Below are 18,124 nucleotides of genomic sequence, written 5' to 3'. Positions count from 1 at the left end.
TCTACACCCTGATCCACGCCCTTGAGCGCGAATGGGGGGTGTGGTTCCCGCGCGGCGGCACCGGGGCGCTGGTGCAGGGGATGGTCAGACTGTTTGAGGATCTCGGCGGTACGCTTGAGCTGAACGCCCGGGTGGAACGGCTGGAGACGGCGGATAATCGCGTCACCGCCGTGCATCTGGCGGACGGACGGCGGCTCGACGCCGGGGCGGTGGCCTCTAATGGCGATGTGGTGAATACCTACGCGAAGCTGCTCGGGCATCATCCGCGCGGCAAAGCGAAGGCCGCAGCGCTGAAACGCAAACGTATGAGCAACTCGCTGTTTGTGCTCTACTTTGGGCTGAACCATCATCACCAGCAGCTGGCGCACCACACCGTCTGCTTCGGCCCACGTTATAAAGAGCTGATCGATGAAATTTTCACGGCTGACCACCTCTCTGAGGACTTTTCGCTCTATTTGCACGCGCCCTGCGTTACCGATCCATCCCTTGCGCCGCCGGGCTGCGCCAGCTATTACGTGCTGGCCCCGGTGCCGCACCTCGGTAACGCCCCGCTCGACTGGCGTGTGGAAGGCCCGCGCCTGCGCGAGCGTATCTTCGATTATCTGGAGCAGCGCTACATGCCCGGCCTGCGCTCCCAGCTGGTGACGCACCGCATGTTCACGCCGGACGATTTCCGCGATACCCTCGATGCCTGGCAGGGCTCGGCCTTTTCACTGGAGCCGATCCTGACCCAAAGCGCCTGGTTCCGCCCGCATAACCGCGACAGCCGTATCGCGAATCTCTATCTGGTGGGTGCAGGCACGCATCCCGGCGCGGGCGTACCCGGAGTTATCGGTTCTGCGAAAGCGACTGCCCGCTTAATGTTAAAGGATCTGACGTAATGTCCCAGCCGTTACTCGACCATGCCAGCGCCACCATGAGCGCCGGTTCAAAAAGCTTTGCTACCGCCTCGAAGCTGTTCGACAAAACCACGCGGCGCAGCGCGCTGATGCTCTACACCTGGTGCCGCTACTGTGACGACGTGATTGACGGCCAGGTCGCCGGGTTCAACGTGCAGCAGCAGGTTGCCGACAGCCCGGAAGCCCGATTACAGCGGCTGCGCGACATGACGCGCCGCGCTTATGAGGGCGAGCCGATGAGTGAACCACCGTTTGCCGCGTTCCAGGAAGTGGCGCTCGCCCATGACATCCCTCCATGCCAGGCGTTCGATCATCTGGAAGGCTACGCAATGGATGTGCGCAACGAACGTTATTTCACCCTCGATGATACCCTGCGCTACTGCTATCACGTGGCGGGCGTGGTTGGCCTGATGATGGCCAGAGTGATGGGGGTACGCGACGAGGAGACGCTGGATCGCGCCTGCGATCTCGGGCTGGCGTTTCAGCTCACCAATATCGCGCGCGATATCGTGGAAGATGCGCAGGTCGGACGCTGTTACCTGCCGCAGCAGTGGCTGGCGGAGGTGGGGCTGAACGAGCAGACCGCTACCGTGAAAGCCAATCGTCCGGCGCTGGCGCGCATCGCGGCGCGTCTGGTATCTGAGGCGGAGCCCTATTATCAGTCGGCGCAGGCCGGGCTGGGCGAGCTACCGCTGCGCTCTGCCTGGGCCATTGCCACCGCGCATGGGGTTTATCGGGAGATTGGCGTGAAGGTGTTGATGGCGGGTGAAAAAGCCTGGGATCAACGCCAGGGCACCACCCGCGCGGAAAAAATCAGTCTGGTTATCGCCGGCGTGAAGCAGGCGACCGCTTCCCGGAAGGCGGAGTGGCCGCCGCGCGATCCGCATCTCTGGCAGCGCCCGCGCTAGCGGGGCGTCCGTGGCGGGCGCGCAGTACCGCCTGTAGTTTCTCGACCGGAGGCGCGTAAATAAAGCCAAAGGAGACGCACCCTTCCCGTCCGCGCACCGCGTGATGCAGCCGGTGCGCCATATACAGACGCTTCAGATAGCCGCGACGCGGAATATAGCGGAACGGCCAGCGCTGGTGGACCAGGCCGTCGTGGACGATAAAGTAGATGATGCCGTATCCGGTCATGCCCGCGCCGATCCACTGCAGCGGCCAGTAGCCTTCGGTGCCGGCATAAATCAGGACGATAGCCAGCAGCGCAAACACCACGGCATACATATCGTTAAGCTCAAACTTCCCTTTCCGCGGCGAGTGGTGCGACAGATGCCATCCCCATCCCCAGCCGTGCATGATGTACTTGTGGGCAAACGTCGCCACGCCTTCCATGATAATAATAGTGAGAATAACGATCCCGGTGTTCCACAACGCAAGCATAGGTTTTTCCTGTCAATGTCAGCAGATAAAGCGTAGCCTGGATTAGGCTCAACTACGGGTAAAATCCAGCCTCAACGGCAGTTTTTAAACTTTTATATTATGGGCGGGCAAAAAGCCTGTCCTTTTTTATTCTTGTCATATACTCGATATAGCCTGAATCATCTCATTATCAGCTGCGCTCCCCTGATGACCGCTGCGTATCCCCGCGCAACGCCAGGTATTTATTACAATTCAGCATGAATTCTTAGAAAAAGCCCGAAACAGGGATGCTAAAATTAGTTTTACACTGATACACAACCTGGAGGTCTTAATCAGCATGTTTAATAAGGCGACACACTTACCGCTATCCAGGGAGTCAGAGAAAGAAGTTCGTTATGAGCTGGACCCCTGTGAGCTGAAACTGGATGAGATGACCGACGCTGAGCCGCAACCGGAAATGATTGAGGGCATGCCCGCTTCCGATGCGCTTACCCCTGCGGATCGCTATCTCGAACTGTTCGAGCATGTGCAGTCGTCTCGCATTTTCCCCGACAGCAAAACCTTCCCCGACTGCGCGCCCAAATCCGACCCGCTCGATATTCTTATCAAGTATCGCCGGGTTAAACGCAATCGTGATTTCGACCTGCGAAAGTTCGTCGAGGATAATTTTTATTTGCCGGAAAATAATACGCGTCATTATGTTTCAAATCCTGAGAATACATTGCAGGAACATATTGATAGCCTGTGGCCGGTATTAACCCGCGAGCCGCAGGACCACATTGAATTCTCCTCGCTGCTGCCGTTGCCCCAGGCCTATATCGTGCCTGGTGGCCGTTTTGGTGAGACCTATTACTGGGACTCCTATTTCACCATGCTGGGCCTGGCCGAAAGCGGCCGCGACGATCTGCTGCGCTGCATGGCGGACAACTTCGCCTGGATGATTGAAACCTACGGTCATATTCCGAACGGGAACCGCACCTACTACCTGAGCCGCTCGCAGCCGCCGGTATTCGCCCTGATGGTCGAGCTGTTTGAAGAAGATGGCGTGCGCGGTGCGCGGCGCTATCTCGACCATCTGCTGATGGAGTACGCCTTCTGGATGGACGGGGCTGAATCGCTGGCACCCAACCAGGCGTATCGCCACGTGGTGCGCCTCCCGGACGGTTCGCTGCTTAACCGCTACTGGGATGACCGCGATACCCCGCGCGATGAGTCCTGGCTGGAAGACGTCCAGACCGCGAAGCTTTCCGGTCGCCCGGCGGCGGAAGTGTATCGCGATCTGCGTGCCGGCGCGGCGTCCGGCTGGGACTACTCTACCCGCTGGCTGCGCGATCCGCATCGCCTCGCCAGTATCCGCACTACCCAGTTTATCCCGGTGGATCTGAACGCGTTCCTCTACAAACTGGAAACCGCAATTTCAAATATCGCTGGTCTGAAGAAAGATGAGCTGACGTCGGCCAGCTTCCGCCGTAAAGCCGCCGATCGTCTGGAAGCTGTTAACCGCTATCTGTGGGATACCGGCACCAGCTGCTATCGCGACTACGACTGGCGTCGTAATGAGCTAGCGTCCTTCTCTGCCGCCTGCGTGGTGCCGCTGTATGTCGGTATGGCTTCTGCGGAACAGGCCGAAGCCCTGACCCACCACATCCGCGAGCGTCTGCTGACGCCGGGCGGGATTCTGGCGACCGAAGTGGAAAGCGATGAGCAGTGGGATAAACCCAACGGCTGGGCACCGCTGCAGTGGATGGCTATCCAGGGGCTGAAAAATTATCACCATGACGACCTGTCGGATGAGATTGCCCGCAACTGGTTGCAGACCGTGACGCGCTTCTATACCCAGCACCACAAGCTTATCGAGAAGTATCACATCGCTAACTCCCTGCCGCGCCCCGGCGGCGGCGGTGAATATCCGCTTCAGGATGGCTTCGGCTGGACCAACGGCGTCACCCGCCGTCTGCTGGGTCTGTATCCCAACAAATTCTGATTTCATTTCTTTATAACGACGCGGTCTGTGACATCACAGGCCGTTTTTTTTGCTGCTTAACGAAGTAAACGTCGATGCTGATATGTGGAATATCAGAAAACAACAAGTATGTTGTAACTAATGAGTGGCTAAAATTAACCCGCGCTGCATTTTCTTATGCGGGTGCGCTTCACTTACCCGCGCTGGGCGCTGAGATTTAACCCGGCCTGAGCCGGGTCGTGGTTAGCACAGCGGTGCAACGGCGTTACGCATCCCATTAATAAGAATAGCGTCCAGATCCTGCGCTACTTGTTCAGCCAGGCCGGGGAGCTGAGTCAGATCCTGCCCCCAGTGATCGGCATCATTCAGTACCGCATTAACCAGTTCACGCGTGCTGAGCTGTTTGTCACCATGCTGCTGCCAGAGCATAGCGTAACGCTCCAGCCAGTGAGCATCATCCTGCAATGTATAAGTGACACCGTCACGCTCACCGCGATAAAACGCGATCAGCGCCGCCAGGGCAAATGTCAGGCGCGGCGGGACTTTGCCCGCAGCCTTCTGCCCTGCCAGCAGCTGCGGCAGAATACGGGTGCGGAACTTGGTCATGCCGTTCAGCGCGATGGAGAGCAGCTGGTGTTTGATGTACGGATTGCGGAACCGGCTCACCACCGCCTCTGCGAAGGAACGCAGCTCATCGGCCGGGAGATCCAGCACCGGAATGATCTCGTCGTGAATCGCTTTTTCCACGAACGCGCAGATCTGCGCATCGTCCATCGCCTCGCCCACCGTGTCCAGCCCGGCCTGGAATGCGACCGGCACCAGCGCAGTGTGTGCCCCGTTGAGGATGGCGACTTTGCGCTCTTTATAGGGCTTGATGTTATCGACGATCAGCACGTTGAGCGGCAGCTTATCGAGCCGCAGTTCCTGAGCCAGCCACGCCGGTCCCTGGATGACAAACAGGTAGAAGTGCTCGGCGGTATCAAGGAAAGCGTCGTGATAACCCAGTTCCGCTTCCAGCGCGGCGACTTCATCACGCGGATAACCGGTAACGATGCGGTCAACCAGGGTTGAGCAGAAGGTGTTTGCACTCTCAATCCAGGCCGTAAACGCCGCCGGCAGCGCCCACTCGTGAGCGTAACGCAGCACCAGTTCGCGCAGCGCGTCGCCATTATAGTCGATAAGCTCACAGGGAATGATGACCCAGCCTTTATCCTGCGCGCCGTTGAAGTGGGTGAAGCGTTCGAACAGCAGACGGGTCAGCTTCGCCGGATAGCTGCTGGCGGGCGCGTCGTTGAATTTGTCGCCGGCGTGATAGCTGATGCCCGCCTCGGTGGTATTGGAGAAAACAAAGCGCATCTCCGGGTTGTGCGCGAGCTTCAGAAACTCCTCATACTCCCCGTAAACGCTAATCTCGCGATTGACGGAGCGGATCAGACGCGCATCGCTGACCGCTTGCCCTTTTTCATTCAGTCCGCGAATGATAGTGGTGTACAGCCCGTCCTGGGTGCTCAGTGAAGGTGGAAAGCTGCTCTCAATCGGGCGCACCACCACCACACCGGCGTTCAGGTCGGTGTGTTCATTTAACAGATCGATTTGCCAGTCGACAAAAGCACGCAGGAAGTTCCCCTCACCGAACTGAATGATACGTTCCGGATAGTGAGCACCGGGAAAATCGCGACGATTCAAAGTTTTCACAGTCGTTTCCTTGGTGAATTATTATCAGACAACCTGAAGGATTGCCGAATCACCGTAGCAGAAACAATTAAAGTGAAACCCCGTTTTGATCAATTTGCACGGACATATAAAAAATTTTATAAGGTCTTATAAAATATTGTTGTGCCGCATGGTTTACCGTCCGGCATCAGGGCGTAACCGGGGATGTCGCCGCAATGCTGCCAGCCTGCCTGGCGGTAAAACGTCTCCGCCCCACTGCCGGTTGCGGTATCCAGTACCAGTAGCGTTTTACCGGCGGTGCGTGCGGCCTCTTCCAGCTGCTCCATCAGCGCCTGAGCGATGCCCTGGCGACGGGCGCGACGGTGGACCAGCAACTTCGAAACGTCGGCGCGGTGCGGCTGATTATCCGGCTGCCCGGTTACCAGCTGTACGGTCCCGACGATGCGGCCCTGCGCATCCTCGCACACCAGCAGCGTGCGTGAGGAGGCAGCTACATCCAGCGCGACCTGCTGCCAGAATCCGGCGGCCTGTTCACGGCTCAGCGGCAGCATAAAACTCACCGATGCGCCGCCCTCGACGCAGTCGATCAGCACATCAGTCAGTTCATCGAGACGGGTAAGAATAGCGTGGGAAGGAAGTGGTGAGTAAGTGAAAGACATAGCCTGACGCCCTGTTGAGAGAATGATTTACTATGCTTTTTACATTCTGTTAACTCAAGCCCGGGCGTCAGAGGAAAAACTAATGACCGCTAGCTTTTCCCTTTGCTTTTCATCGCGTACATGCGCATGTCCGCCGCCTGGAACAGCGCCGCCAGCGAACCGTGTTCGATTTCATCATACTCGGTTACGCCCCAGGAGAAGTTGAGCCGCCACGGACGCTCGGTGCAGGCGTTAAACGCATTCACCTTTTCCGTCAGATACTGCATCGCAATCCAGGCGCCCTTTTCATCGGTGTCGGCAAACAGGATAGCGAACTCATCCCCGCCCTGACGCGCCAGCAGATCCGCACCGCGGAACGAGCCTTTCATCAGTTCCGCCATCGCCAGTAGCGCATCGTCGCCCTCCTGATGACCCCAGGTGTCGTTGATGTGCTTGAATTTATCGAGATCGATGCACGCCAGCGTCAGCGGCTCGGCGCGGCGGCGCGAGCTGGAAAAGGCGTAGGTTGCCATATCCTTGAAACCGCGGCGGTTCAGCAGCCCGGTCAGCTCGTCGGTGGTAGCCGCGTTCATCACCGCAAACTCATCCTCAACGATGGCCGCCAGATCTTTCAGCATCGCGACGTCTTCAGCGCCGAACTCCCGCGGCTCGTGATCGATGATGCAGAACGAGCCGGCGGTGGCACCGTCCGGCAGATGCACTGGGCAGCCGGCATAGAAGCGGATTTTCGCCTCGCCGGTCACCAGCGGGTTATCAAAGAAGCGTTCATCCTGCAGCGCGTCGGTAATGATCAGCGGCTCGTTTTTGAGTATCGCGTGGGCGCAAAACGAAATGTCGCGCGGCACCTGGCGCACGCTGTAGCCGTCGCAGGATTTCAGCCACAGCCGCTCCTGATCCACCAGGCTCACCAGCGCCACCGGCGTGTTGAACAGGCGGCGCGCCAGGCGCGTCAGACGGTCGAAACGCTCTGAGGGACCGGTGTCGAGCAGGCCGGACTCCTGCAGCGAACGCAGGCGCTCGTCTTCGTTGTAAGGGGTTGCGGGTATTTTCATATCATTACCTGTAAGGCACGGTTTAATCTAAGAATAGCGCATCGGGCATGGCTGTCCTGCCCGTGAACAATTAATGCGCAAAAATTCGATTTTTTCCCTGGCGTTTCGCCTGATAAAGCGCGTCATCCGCGGCTTTCAGCCAGTCGGCGACATCCGTCATGGAACTGACCGCACTGGCAATCCCGATGCTGAGTGTGAAATCCAGCGCCCGGTCCGGCGACAATCGCAGCAACGTTACGGCATCCATTATGCGACGCCCCACGTCATAGGCCTGATCGAGTGTGGTATCAGGCAGTAGCACCACAAATTCATCTCCGCCCAGTCTGGCCGGGGTATCGGTCTGACGCGTCACGATGCGCAGAATATCCGACATGGCAATAAGCAGCGTATCGCCGACTTTATGCCCAAAGCGGTCGTTCACCGTTTTGAAGTTATCGATATCGATATACATCAGCGTCGAGGCATGACACTGACCGTTGAGCTTATGCAGCTCGGCGTTGATCTTCATCTCCAGTAGGCGACGATTGGCAATATCCAGAAACGGGTCCATCATCGCGATATGTTCCAGCTCGCGGCTTTTAATACGCAACCGCGTCGCAATGCCATCGGTCAGGGCGCTGAGCGCCAGCAGATAGAGCGCAATCAGCGGCAGCGTCGCCAGCAGCGTGCGCTGGGTGACGTACCATTCCACGTTCATCCCCTGAATAACCCAGGTGACAAACAGCGTCAGCAGCAGCGCGCAGGCACCTTTAGCCATCAGCCGGTAGCTGCCTGCGGAGAGGCGGTCAGCCAACAGAATGGTGGCTATCACCACCGACGGCAGCGGGTTAAGCTGCATGGTGGCGATCCAGAACCCGCCTGCGGCAGCATCAGCCACCAGATTTTGATGTTCCGATCTCAGCGGTACAGGCCCGCGTCGGCTGCGCCAGAATGCCAGCCACGGCCAGATAAACGCGTTCGCCGCGAGCAGAAGCGAAAATGCTGGCGGACGCTGCTGTTCATTGAGCACGGAAAGAATGGGGAAAAAACACAGGAAGGTGCCCAGCACCCTCATCAAAAACATTCGCCTGACGAACCGAAGCCCCGGGACTTTTTCATTTTTACGGCGTCGTTCAGGACGGCTCATCATGTAACGTTTCCACGTTTAAACGGCGCCATCTTATAAACGATATATTCAGCTGGCAAGCAATTTGCGGCCCCTGGCTTATTAAGCGCTGTAAGATTATCCTTATATTAGCGCATTAATAATAAGGGCTTTAAATCATCCCATAAAAGGAAAAATAAAAAGCCTTTTTATTGTTGCGATTTCACTGTCTGATGTACGTATTCTACCGGCGCAGTATTTTTATCAGCTGATTGTAGTTGAGGGAATAATATCCCCACTAAATTTAGGTTAAATAAAGATAACTGCGCCCGGTATCAGACTGCACGCTGGGTAAGCGACTCAGAGGGCATGTTTTCCGCGCTGGTGCGGTTACGCCCCTGATTTTTGGAGATATAAAGGTAGCGGTCAGCGTGGGGCATCAACTCGCCGAACGCTTCAGTGTACGAGTCCCAGCTGCGGGTTTTACTGCCAAGCCCGATACTCACGGTGAGCCACAGGCGGTTTTTCTTCCACTCGAAGGCGTGCTGCGCCACGGCATTGCGGATCTGCTCGGCGATGATATACCCCTCCTCTGCATCCGCGCCCGGACAGAACACGGCAAACTCTTCGCCGCCCATGCGCGCCACCAGACCGCGCTCGCCAACTACCTGGCCGACTTTCGCAGCGAAGGCCGCCAGCACCAGATCGCCGCACTCGTGGCCGTAGTTATCATTGATGCCTTTGAAGTAGTCGATATCCAGCAGCATCATGCTCATCTGGCGCGGCACGTTGCCGTTTTCATCCATGATTTTCAGCGCTTCATGCAGGCCGGAACGGGAGTGAACGCCGGTAAGGTAATCGTAGTCGGCGCGGCGTGAGACCTGCGCCATCAGCTTGTTTATCGCTGCCACGCTGATGGAAACAATCAGCGGGCAAATGGCGATGGTGGCGATCCCGAGCCGCGCCGAGAACATCTGGCTTGTGATAAGCGTGGCATGGCTGTTGATTTCGATAATTGAGTTGGCCACCAGCACAATCTCAATCACCCCGGTCAGGAAGGTGACGAGGCACGAGGCGGGGAGCGTAAAGCGCACCGCACACCAGATCAGCGCCGGCAGCGGAAAGGCCAGGCTCCCCGCCCCGCCAACCATCACCGACGCGCCAAGCGAAACGGCGACGCCAATCAGCGGGTAGATTTTGTCGGCCGAGATGCGCTCGCGAAACACCGGCTTTTTCATGGTCAGCATACAGGGCAGGATGAGCACGCCGGTGGCGAACTGCTCGCTGAACCAGTCGGCAAACAGCGGCAGGAAGTTGCGGTCATCGATGTCGATGGAGGCCACCGCGCCGAACAGCGCACTGAACAACGCGCCGATAAGACAGTAATTAAACAGATTAAGCGCATTGATGGCGCGCGGCGTGCCTTTGGAGCGCACCTGATCGCGGATTAACAGACGCGCCACCAGCACGATAAAAATCATATTTGAGAAGTTAACCGCCAGCGATGCCAGTCCCCAGGTGGTGGTCACCGAGTCATAGACGATCATTGCCAGGTAACAGACAAAATAATAGAGCGGTTTGTTGAGAAACGCGTAGCGGGCAAAAATCCCGGCCATCACCCCGTTCAGGGGCCAGAACAGCGACAGCTCATCCACCAGACGCAGCATCGCACCAAAAAAATAAAATAGCGTGGTCAGGATAAAAACACCGACCACGTTTATTAAAACTTTTTCTTCTTGAAAGAAATAATGCTTACCAGAATAAGCCGTCGTCATTCGATTGGAATCCAAGTAATTGCCCCATGCAATTATCGCGGTCGCTCGTAAAATATCGTTTAGCTTAGCATGTTTGCTAAACTTTAGTCGCTGCAAAGAGCTGAATTAACCCCTCTTATTTAAGGATTAATTTAGCGTCTGTCGGGGCGCTAAAATCAGCGCGCCGGGCCGTTCATCTCCTGCACCAGCCAGCAATGAATGACGCTGACAATACGCGCCTGTTCGGCCTCGCTGAGCGCCACGCCGGCGGGAATGCCGTGCCATTTCGCGAGGCAACCGCGACAGCAGGTTGCGGTGGCATGCTGGGCGATAAACACCGGATGACCGCGCATCGGCGTCTGCTTGCCGTCGTTGGTCGGGTATGCGGCCGCCAGCCGCTTAGCGATAAAGTCTGCCGCGTGGCGATCGATGGTGTCCGCGCCTTTGTCGAGGCAGTACTGCCGCTCTTTCGCGCCCAGGTGGAAGCGCTTGCGAAACGCAGAACGCTGCAGGCGGGCAAACAGCGGGGCAAAGTCATCGTTCATCAGAATACCGACCTGCCGATACGGGCGGCGAGGATCTCCAGTGCGGCAATGCCCGCCAGCGAATTGCCGGCTGCATCCAGCTCAGGGCTCCAGACGGCAATCGACATCTCGTGCGGCACCACGGCGACAATTCCGCCGCCGACGCCGGATTTCCCCGGCATCCCGACGCGCCAGGCAAATTCACCTGAATTTTCATACATACCGCTGGTGGCCATCAGAGCATTGATCTGGCGCGTCTGCAGCGGGGAGATCACCGGAGCATCAAGATGCGGGGCACGTCCCTGACAGGCGAGAAACAGAAAGGTTTTTGCCAGCTCGTCGCAGCTCATTTTCAGGGCGCAGTAGTGGAAATAGCTCTGCAGCACCGTCATCACGTCGTTGTGGAAGTTACCAAAGGACTTCATCAGCCAGGCAATGGCGGCATTACGAGCGGCGTGGTCAAACTCCGACCGGGCGACCCGGGTGTCGTACACCAGATCCTCAACGCCCGAAAGCCGGCGCACCACTTCCAGCATGCGCTGCTTCGGGGCACTGAGACGCGACTGCAGCATATCGCACACCACCAGCGCACCGGCATTGATGAAGGGATTGCGCGGTTTACCCTGCTCCAGCTCCAGCTGAAGCAGCGAGTTGAACGGCTGACCGGAAGGATCTTTCCCCACCCGCTGCCAGATCTCGTCGTCCTCATACAAACCCATCGCCAGCACCAGGCTCAGCACTTTAGAGACCGACTGAATGGAGAAACGCTCGGCGGCGTCGCCGGCGCTGAAGCACTTCCCGTCTACGGTACAGATGGCAATGCCCAGCTTATCCGCCGGCACTTCTGCCAGCGCCGGAATATAATCCGCCACCTTGCCCTGCCCGATAAGCGGGCGAACCTGCGCCAGGATCTCATCCAGCAACGCGTTACTCAGTGTTGTCGCCACCTGTACCTCCCCTGTTAAAACGGCGGGGAGTATATCAGACCATTGCTGACTCAGGCAGACGAAAACGGGCGATGGTTTCATCGAGGCGTTGCGACTCGTCGCGCAGGCGACGGGACGCGTCCGCGCTCTGCTCCACCAGCGTACCGGTATGGGTAGCCACCTGGTTCAGCGCGCCGATGCGGTGCGTCACTTCGTGAATACTTTCGCCCTGATTCACCGTTGCCACCGAGATCTCGCTCAGCAGCCCGGTCAGTTTGCCCACCAGCCCGGTCACCTGCTCAAGGTTGCTCTCCAGACGCGCCACCGCCTGGGAACCGGCCTCGATGCCCTGCAGTGAATGGTGGATCAGCTGCTGGATGGTACTGGTGGACTGGCTGCTCTGCCGCGCCAGCAGCCCGACCTCCCGCGCCACCACCGCGAAGCCGCGCCCGTGGTTGCCCGCATGGGCCGCTTCAATGGCGGCATTCAGCGCCAGGATGTTGGTCTGAAACGCCACGTTGTCGATCAGCGCCACGATGCCGCGCATCTCTGCCGAGCGGGCGACGATGTCCTGCATCGAGTGATTCACCGTCTGCATCATGGTGTCGCCGCCGCTGGCGATGGCTCGCGCTTCATCAGCGCGCTGGTTGGCGACCCGGGCGTATTCGCTGTTCTCCTCAACGTGCGACTCCAGCGAGGCGATATGCGTCGTCACGTTGGCAAGCTCCTGCGCCTGACGCGCCGACTGACGCGAAAGCTGCTGATTATCATCGGCGAGCTGGTTGATATTGGCGATCATCCCGGCGGTGGCATCGCGCACGTCCTGCACCAGACGCTGCAGCCCCTGCTGCATGTCATCGATGCTGCTGCGCAACTCCCCCACTTCGCGGTTGCGACGCGGCACCGCAGGCAGCGGCGTGGCGAGATCCCCGGCGGCGAGCTGGTGGATGTGCGCGATAAGCTGCTTCAGCGGACGGATCACCCAGCTGGCAACGCCGCGCCATACCAGCACGGCGATAACGCCCAGCCCCACCAGCACGGCGATAAACAGATTCTTAGCCGATGACAGGCTGTCCATCAGGGCGTGGCTGGCCGCATCGGTTTGTTGCGCGGTGCTGCGCTGATACGCCGCGTACTTGTCGTTGAAATCGCTCTGGAATGCCTGGGCGGGAACAATAAAGAAGGCATCGATACTCTTATCCTTCTGCATGCTGTCTGCCATCTCCTTCAGCGCACCATAAAACTGCTGGTAGCTGGTAAGAAGCGGATCGTCTTTATTCGCATACCCGGCGCTGAAGGCGGTGTAGGCCTCGTGGGAGTGCGCCAGCGCGCGCTGGGCCTCTTCGTTCAGGCTGACCCAGCTCCCTTCGGAACCGGTCTCTTTATCCTGCATAAACCAGACGCCGCCGCGGTTGAGCAGATCGCTGGCGGTGAGCAACGCCACCCGCGCTTCATCCATCTTCACCTGCTGCTGGCGCTGCTGCTCGCGCAGTTCAACGCTCTGCCGGGTGTCATGCAGCAACGAGGAGACCAGGAATGTGGAAAGTAACTGCAGTGCGGAGAAAAGGGCAATGACGCACAAAATCCCGGCCAGTAAACCAAACTCCCGGGGCTGGAAACGGCGGCGCATAACGCCAGAAATTTGACTTAGGTTCATGATATTCTTCAGTAAAAGCCAGAGAGGGCGAGTCTACTGAGGATAAATGTCACTTTTATTGCACGCAGATGACAGCGCAGCGCCGCCCGCAGGCGGCGCATGAGGACTAGCGGCGGTTTTTCCACACCGTCTGGACGTTACAGAACTCGTGCAGCCCGAAATGTGACAGTTCACGACCGTAGCCGCTCTTCTTCACCCCGCCGAAGGCGACGCGCGGATCGCTGGCCGACCAGCCGTTGATGAATACCCCACCGCACTCCAGCCGCGCGGCCATATCAAGCGCGCGATCTTCATCGGCGCTAAAAATCGTCGCGCTCAGCCCGAAGTCGCTGTCATTCGCCAGCTGCAGGGCGTGTTCGGCATTCTGCGCTACGGTGATGGCCGCCACCGGGCCGAACAGTTCCTGACGAAACGCGGTCATCTCCGGCGTGACGTTGCCAAGCACCGTCGGGGCATAGAAGTTTGCCTCGCCAGCGAGCTTCTCGCCGCCGAGCAGCAGCGTAGCGCCTTCACTCAGGGTGGCCTGCACCTGCTGGTGCAGCTCGTCGCGCAGATCGGCGCGCGCCATCGGGCCGATATAGGTTGCGTCCTGAGTCGGATCGCCCAGCGTCAGGGCGCGGGTGGCTTCCACAACGCGGGCCGTAAAGTCGGGCGCGATGGCGGCGTCGACAATAAAGCGCTTCGCCGCCGCGCACACCTGCCCGGTATTCTGGAAACGCCCGGCGACCGCCGCTTTGACCGCCATATCGAGATCGGCATCGTTCAGCACGATAAAGGGATCGCTGCCGCCCAGCTCCAGCACGCATTTTTTCAGCGCCGCGCCGGCCTGAGCGGCAATCGCCCCGCCCGCCCGCACGCTACCGGTCACGGTAACCGCCGCAATGCGCGCATCGTTAATCACCCGGCTGACCGCATCGTTATCCGCCACCAGATATTCAAACGCGCCGTCCGGGAAACCCGCTTCGCGCATCGCCTCATCGATCAGCTGGGCGCTGGCGGTGACGTTCGGCGCATGCTTGAGCAAATAGCTGTTCCCGGCCAGCAGGATCGGTACCGCGCCGCGCAGCACCTGCCACAGCGGGAAATTCCACGGCATCACGGCGAGGATCGGGCCAAGCGGACGGTACTCAATCACCGCCTGATTGTTCTCCACCTGCGTCGGTTCGCTGGCCAGCATTGCCGGCCCCTGCGCGGCGTACCACTCGCACAGCGCGGCGGATTTTTCCACTTCGGCGCGCGCCTGGGTAATGGGTTTGCCCATTTCGGCGGTAATGGTACGGGCCATCTCCTCGCTGCGGGCGCGAATGGCGGCCGCCAGACGGGTGAGCAATGCTGCGCGGCGGGCCACGCTCAGGGTGCGCATGGCGCGAAAGCCTTTATCCACGCTGGCCAGCGCGGCATCGACTTCTGCGGCTGACGCGAAGGGATAGGCGCCAATAACCTCGCCGGTGAACGGGTTGCGGGACAGCGCATGGGTATCAGGTGAATGCATGGTGAACTCCTTATAAATAGTCTGCGCTCAGCATGCCCGCTTCCCCCGTTCGTTAAAAGTGAATATTATTAAGCATAATATTCACAAATCGAGAACACCATGGATCTGACTCAGCTGGAGATGTTCAACGCCGTGGCCGAAAGCGGCAGCATTACCGCGGCAGCGAAGCAGGTGCACCGCGTGCCGTCGAACCTCACGACGCGCATTCAGAAACTGGAAGAGGAGCTGGGGGTGGCGCTGTTCATCCGCGAAAATCAGCGCCTGCGGCTCTCCCCGGCCGGGCACAGTTTTCTCAGCTACAGCCAGCGCATCACCGGCCTGGTCGAGGAGGCGCGGCGCGTGGTCGCCGGTGACGAGCCGGAAGGCCTGTTTGCCCTGGGATCGCTGGAGAGCACCGCCGCCGTGCGCTTGCCGCCGCTGCTGGCGCAGTTCAAGCAGCGCTACGCCCGCATTCAGTTCAATCTGGTCACCGGTCCGTCCGGCACCATGATCGATGCGGTACTCGACGGTGCGCTGAGCGCGGCTTTTGTCGACGGGCCGCTGCTGCACCCGCAGCTGGATGGCGTACCGGTGTTTGATGAACAGATGATGATTGTCGCCCCCGTCGATCATGCGCCCATCACCCGCGCCCGGGAAGTGGATGGCGAGCAGGTGTATGCCTTTCGCGCAAACTGCTCCTACCGGCGTCACTTTGAGAGCTGGTTCCACGACGACGGCGCACGTCCGGGGCGCATCCACGAGATGGAGTCCTACCACGGCATGCTGGCCTGCGTCATCGCCGGCGCCGGGCTGGCGCTGATGCCGCGTGCCATGCTGGAGAGTATGCCGGCCAGCGATCGGGTGAGCGCCTGGCCGATGCCGGACCGCTGGGAACGACTGACCACCTGGCTTATCTGGCGACGCGGGGCGCTGACGCCGACGCTCGATGCCTTCACCGCCCTGCTTGCAGAGATGAAAAGCCAGCGCTTATAAGTAAAGGCGATGATGCCAAAGCAGCGCTACAGTGTAAGGTAATGCCAGCGTTTATCACTTACCAGGGAAGCAGAATGAACACAAAACCCCGTAAAGTAATGATTATCGGCAGCGGAAATGTGGGTACCTCCGCAGCCTACGCGCTTTTAAACCAGAACATCTGCGAGGAGCTGATTCTGGTGGATCTCGACGCTGACCGCGTGGAGGGCCACTGTCAGGATCTGCGCGATGCCGCGGCCTATATGCCGGGAATGATTTCTGTCACGGTGCGCGAAGCCAGCGACTGCGCGGATGTGGATATCGCGGTGTTAACGGTCTCCGGCGGGGCGCTGAAGCCCGGGCAGACGCGGTTAGACGAGCTGACCAGCACGGCGCGCATCGTGAAAACCATCGTGCCGCAGATGATGGCGGGCGGATTCAACGGCATTTTCCTCGTCGCGACTAACCCCTGTGACATCATTACCTGGCAGGTGTATCAGCTGTCGGGTCTGCCGCGTAGCCAGGTGATCGGCACCGGGGTCTGGCTCGATACCACCCGCCTGCGCCGCACTCTGGCGGAGAAGCTGGATATCGGTGCGCAGAGCATCGATGCGTTTATTCTCGGCGAGCACGGCGATGCACAGTTCCCGGTGTGGTCGCACTCCTCCGTCTACGGTTCGCCGGTAAGTGACGTCTGCCAGAAGCACACCGGGATGGCGCTCGATCGCGACGCGCTGGCGGAGACGGTGCGCAAGCTGGGGTTTGAAATCTACGCCCGTAAAGGCTGCACCGAATACGGCATCGCCGGCACCATCGCCGAGATCTGCCGCAATATCTTCACCGGCAGCCACCGTGCGCTGGCTATCTCATGCATTCTCGACGGCGAATATGGTGAACGCGGGCTGGCGATCGGCGTCCCGGCGGTGCTGGCGCACGGCGGTGTGCAGCAGATCATTGAGCTGCAGCTGGCCGAGGACGAGCAGGCAAAATTCAGTCACGCGGCGGCGGTGATTAAAAGCAACATTGCCCGGCTGCCGTAACCCGGCGGCGGCGCGGCGCTATTTCTCCACCGGCCACGCCGCCAGGGCTTTGATCTCTTTGAGCACGAACATGCTCTGCATCTCCTTAATGCCCGGCAGACGGCGGATCACCGTCATGGCGAAGTCGGCGTAGGCATCCAGATCCGCAGCGACCACCTGCAACAGAAAGTCGGCATCACCGCCGATGCTGTAGCACGCCACCACATTCGACAGATCCGAGACCTCCTGTTCGAACTTACGCGCGTCCGCCTCGCTGTGGCTGTCGATGGTGACGCGCACGAACACCATCACCCCCAGCCCGATTTTTTTACGGTCCAGCACCGCCCGGTAACCCTGGATCACCCCATCCTCCTCCAGCTTGCGCACTTTGCGCCAGCACGGCGAGGGAGAGATGCCGGTCTCATCCGCCAGCGTCTGGTTGGTCATACGCGCATCACGCTGGAGCAGGTCGAGAATACGTTTGTCTGTCGAGCCAAGGGACATAACAGAAAATTCCTTTCGTTTATGGATCTCTTAAAGCCTAATCCTGCCCTTTTTAACGATTTCCGCAAGCGATTCAGACAACATTTACCCGGGCGGTTAACGGATAATAGTCCGGTGCTGCGGATGTCCCGCAGCGCCTGCTAAGGAGACAACGCGTGAGATTTGATGTCACTACCCACCGCTGCATCATCGTCATTGACCAGCACCTGAGCGCCGGGCTGGCGATGAATGCCGCCAGCGTAATCGGGATCGGTTTTGGTCGTCTTACCGATAACCTGGTTGGCCCGGACATGCAGAGTCAGGACGGGGTGAACTACCCGGGCGTGATCGCTGCTCCACTGCCGGTGCTGCTGGCTGCGGGCGACTATTTGCGGGAGCTGCACGGCGTGAGCGAGGCCGATGAAGAATTGGTTGCCATGCCGTTCAGCGCGCTGGCGCAGTCGTGCAAAACCTATGAGGAGTACGGGGAGCGTATTGCGGCAACCCCCAGCGGGCAAATCGAACTGGTGGCGCTGGGCCTGATTGGGCCGAAGAAGAAAATTACCCGCCTGAGCGGCAACCTGAAGCTGTACCGCTGAGAAACAAGGCGGCAGCGTGCCGCCGGAAA

At 59.2% G+C, this 18,124-nt stretch carries 17 protein-coding genes; 6 read left to right on the top strand and 11 right to left on the bottom strand.

Going from position 1 to position 18,124, the window contains the following annotated elements; translation table 11 throughout:
* Together crtI and crtB are read left to right on the top strand one after the other, a co-directional pair.
* On the top strand, positions 1-881 hold an 881-nt coding region (crtI, locus tag ET34_RS0113125), incomplete at its 5' end, for a phytoene desaturase family protein (protein WP_031522754.1).
* Complete coding sequence (gene crtB, locus ET34_RS0113120; RefSeq protein WP_031522752.1) at positions 881-1,807, top strand: 15-cis-phytoene synthase CrtB; 927 nt, start codon at positions 881-883, stop codon at positions 1,805-1,807. The genes crtI and crtB, both read left to right, overlap by 1 nt.
* Here crtB and ET34_RS0113115 read toward each other — a convergent pair.
* The gene (locus ET34_RS0113115) at positions 1,722-2,279 is read right to left on the bottom strand and encodes a sterol desaturase family protein (protein WP_051640535.1); all 558 of its coding nucleotides are present in this window, start codon (positions 2,277-2,279) and stop codon (positions 1,722-1,724) included. The two genes, crtB and ET34_RS0113115, sit on opposite strands and share 86 nt — an antisense overlap.
* 316 nt (positions 2,280-2,595) lie before the next feature.
* Here ET34_RS0113115 and ET34_RS0113110 point away from each other — a divergent pair, with 316 nt between their 5' ends.
* Positions 2,596-4,242 (top strand): alpha,alpha-trehalase, encoded by a 1,647-nt coding sequence (locus ET34_RS0113110; RefSeq protein WP_031522748.1) that lies wholly within the window; start codon positions 2,596-2,598, stop codon positions 4,240-4,242.
* Positions 4,243-4,464: 222 nt separating this feature from the next.
* Here the strand turns inward: ET34_RS0113110 and ET34_RS0113105 are convergent, their stop codons facing one another.
* From ET34_RS0113105 to ET34_RS0113065, 9 genes are all read right to left on the bottom strand, one after another.
* Positions 4,465-5,916, bottom strand: coding sequence for a tagaturonate reductase (locus ET34_RS0113105; protein WP_031522747.1), 1,452 nt, complete (start codon positions 5,914-5,916; stop codon positions 4,465-4,467).
* A 116-nt stretch (positions 5,917-6,032) separates the two neighbouring features.
* On the bottom strand, positions 6,033-6,554 hold the full coding sequence (locus ET34_RS0113100) for a GNAT family N-acetyltransferase (protein ID WP_031522742.1): 522 nt from the start codon (positions 6,552-6,554) through the stop codon (positions 6,033-6,035).
* An 89-nt stretch (positions 6,555-6,643) separates the two neighbouring features.
* Positions 6,644-7,606, bottom strand: coding sequence for a sensor domain-containing diguanylate cyclase (locus tag ET34_RS0113095; RefSeq protein ID WP_031522741.1), 963 nt, complete (start codon positions 7,604-7,606; stop codon positions 6,644-6,646).
* A 70-nt stretch (positions 7,607-7,676) separates the two neighbouring features.
* A complete protein-coding gene (locus tag ET34_RS0113090; protein WP_035891326.1) occupies positions 7,677-8,669 on the bottom strand; it encodes a sensor domain-containing diguanylate cyclase in 993 nt (330 codons plus the stop codon).
* A 356-nt stretch (positions 8,670-9,025) separates the two neighbouring features.
* Complete coding sequence (locus ET34_RS0113085) at positions 9,026-10,465, bottom strand: GGDEF domain-containing protein (protein WP_031522738.1); 1,440 nt, start codon at positions 10,463-10,465, stop codon at positions 9,026-9,028.
* A gap of 155 nt (positions 10,466-10,620) precedes the next feature.
* Positions 10,621-10,989 carry a DUF4186 domain-containing protein gene (locus ET34_RS0113080; protein WP_031522733.1) on the bottom strand — a complete coding sequence of 123 codons (369 nt, stop codon included), beginning with the start codon at positions 10,987-10,989 and terminating at the stop codon, positions 10,621-10,623.
* On the bottom strand, positions 10,989-11,915 hold the full coding sequence (gene glsB / locus ET34_RS0113075; protein ID WP_031522731.1) for a glutaminase B: 927 nt from the start codon (positions 11,913-11,915) through the stop codon (positions 10,989-10,991). The genes ET34_RS0113080 and glsB overlap by 1 nt, the downstream gene beginning before the upstream one ends.
* A gap of 34 nt (positions 11,916-11,949) precedes the next feature.
* Positions 11,950-13,551, bottom strand: coding sequence for a methyl-accepting chemotaxis protein (locus ET34_RS0113070; protein ID WP_031522729.1), 1,602 nt, complete (start codon positions 13,549-13,551; stop codon positions 11,950-11,952).
* Between the two features lie 106 nt (positions 13,552-13,657).
* Positions 13,658-15,043, bottom strand: a complete 1,386-nt coding sequence (locus ET34_RS0113065) for an aldehyde dehydrogenase family protein (protein WP_031522725.1) — start codon at positions 15,041-15,043, stop codon at positions 13,658-13,660.
* A 99-nt stretch (positions 15,044-15,142) separates the two neighbouring features.
* Between ET34_RS0113065 and ptrR the strand changes: the two genes are divergently transcribed.
* Positions 15,143-16,015, top strand: coding sequence for a putrescine utilization regulator PtrR (gene ptrR / locus ET34_RS0113060; protein WP_031522723.1), 873 nt, complete (start codon positions 15,143-15,145; stop codon positions 16,013-16,015).
* 74 nt (positions 16,016-16,089) lie between these two features.
* The gene (locus tag ET34_RS0113055; protein WP_031522721.1) at positions 16,090-17,034 is read left to right on the top strand and encodes an L-lactate dehydrogenase; all 945 of its coding nucleotides are present in this window, start codon (positions 16,090-16,092) and stop codon (positions 17,032-17,034) included.
* A gap of 18 nt (positions 17,035-17,052) precedes the next feature.
* Here the strand turns inward: ET34_RS0113055 and ET34_RS0113050 are convergent, their stop codons facing one another.
* Complete coding sequence (locus tag ET34_RS0113050) at positions 17,053-17,517, bottom strand: Lrp/AsnC family transcriptional regulator (protein WP_031522720.1); 465 nt, start codon at positions 17,515-17,517, stop codon at positions 17,053-17,055.
* 155 nt (positions 17,518-17,672) lie between these two features.
* Between ET34_RS0113050 and ET34_RS0113045 the strand changes: the two genes are divergently transcribed.
* A complete protein-coding gene (locus ET34_RS0113045) occupies positions 17,673-18,095 on the top strand; it encodes a DUF2000 domain-containing protein (protein ID WP_031522719.1) in 423 nt (140 codons plus the stop codon).
* Positions 18,096-18,124: the final 29 nt, after the last annotated feature.

It is taken from the genome of Siccibacter colletis, from assembly GCF_000696575.1.
Taxonomy (GTDB): domain Bacteria; phylum Pseudomonadota; class Gammaproteobacteria; order Enterobacterales; family Enterobacteriaceae; genus Siccibacter; species Siccibacter colletis.
This window is presented reverse-complemented; position numbering and strand designations above follow the sequence as displayed.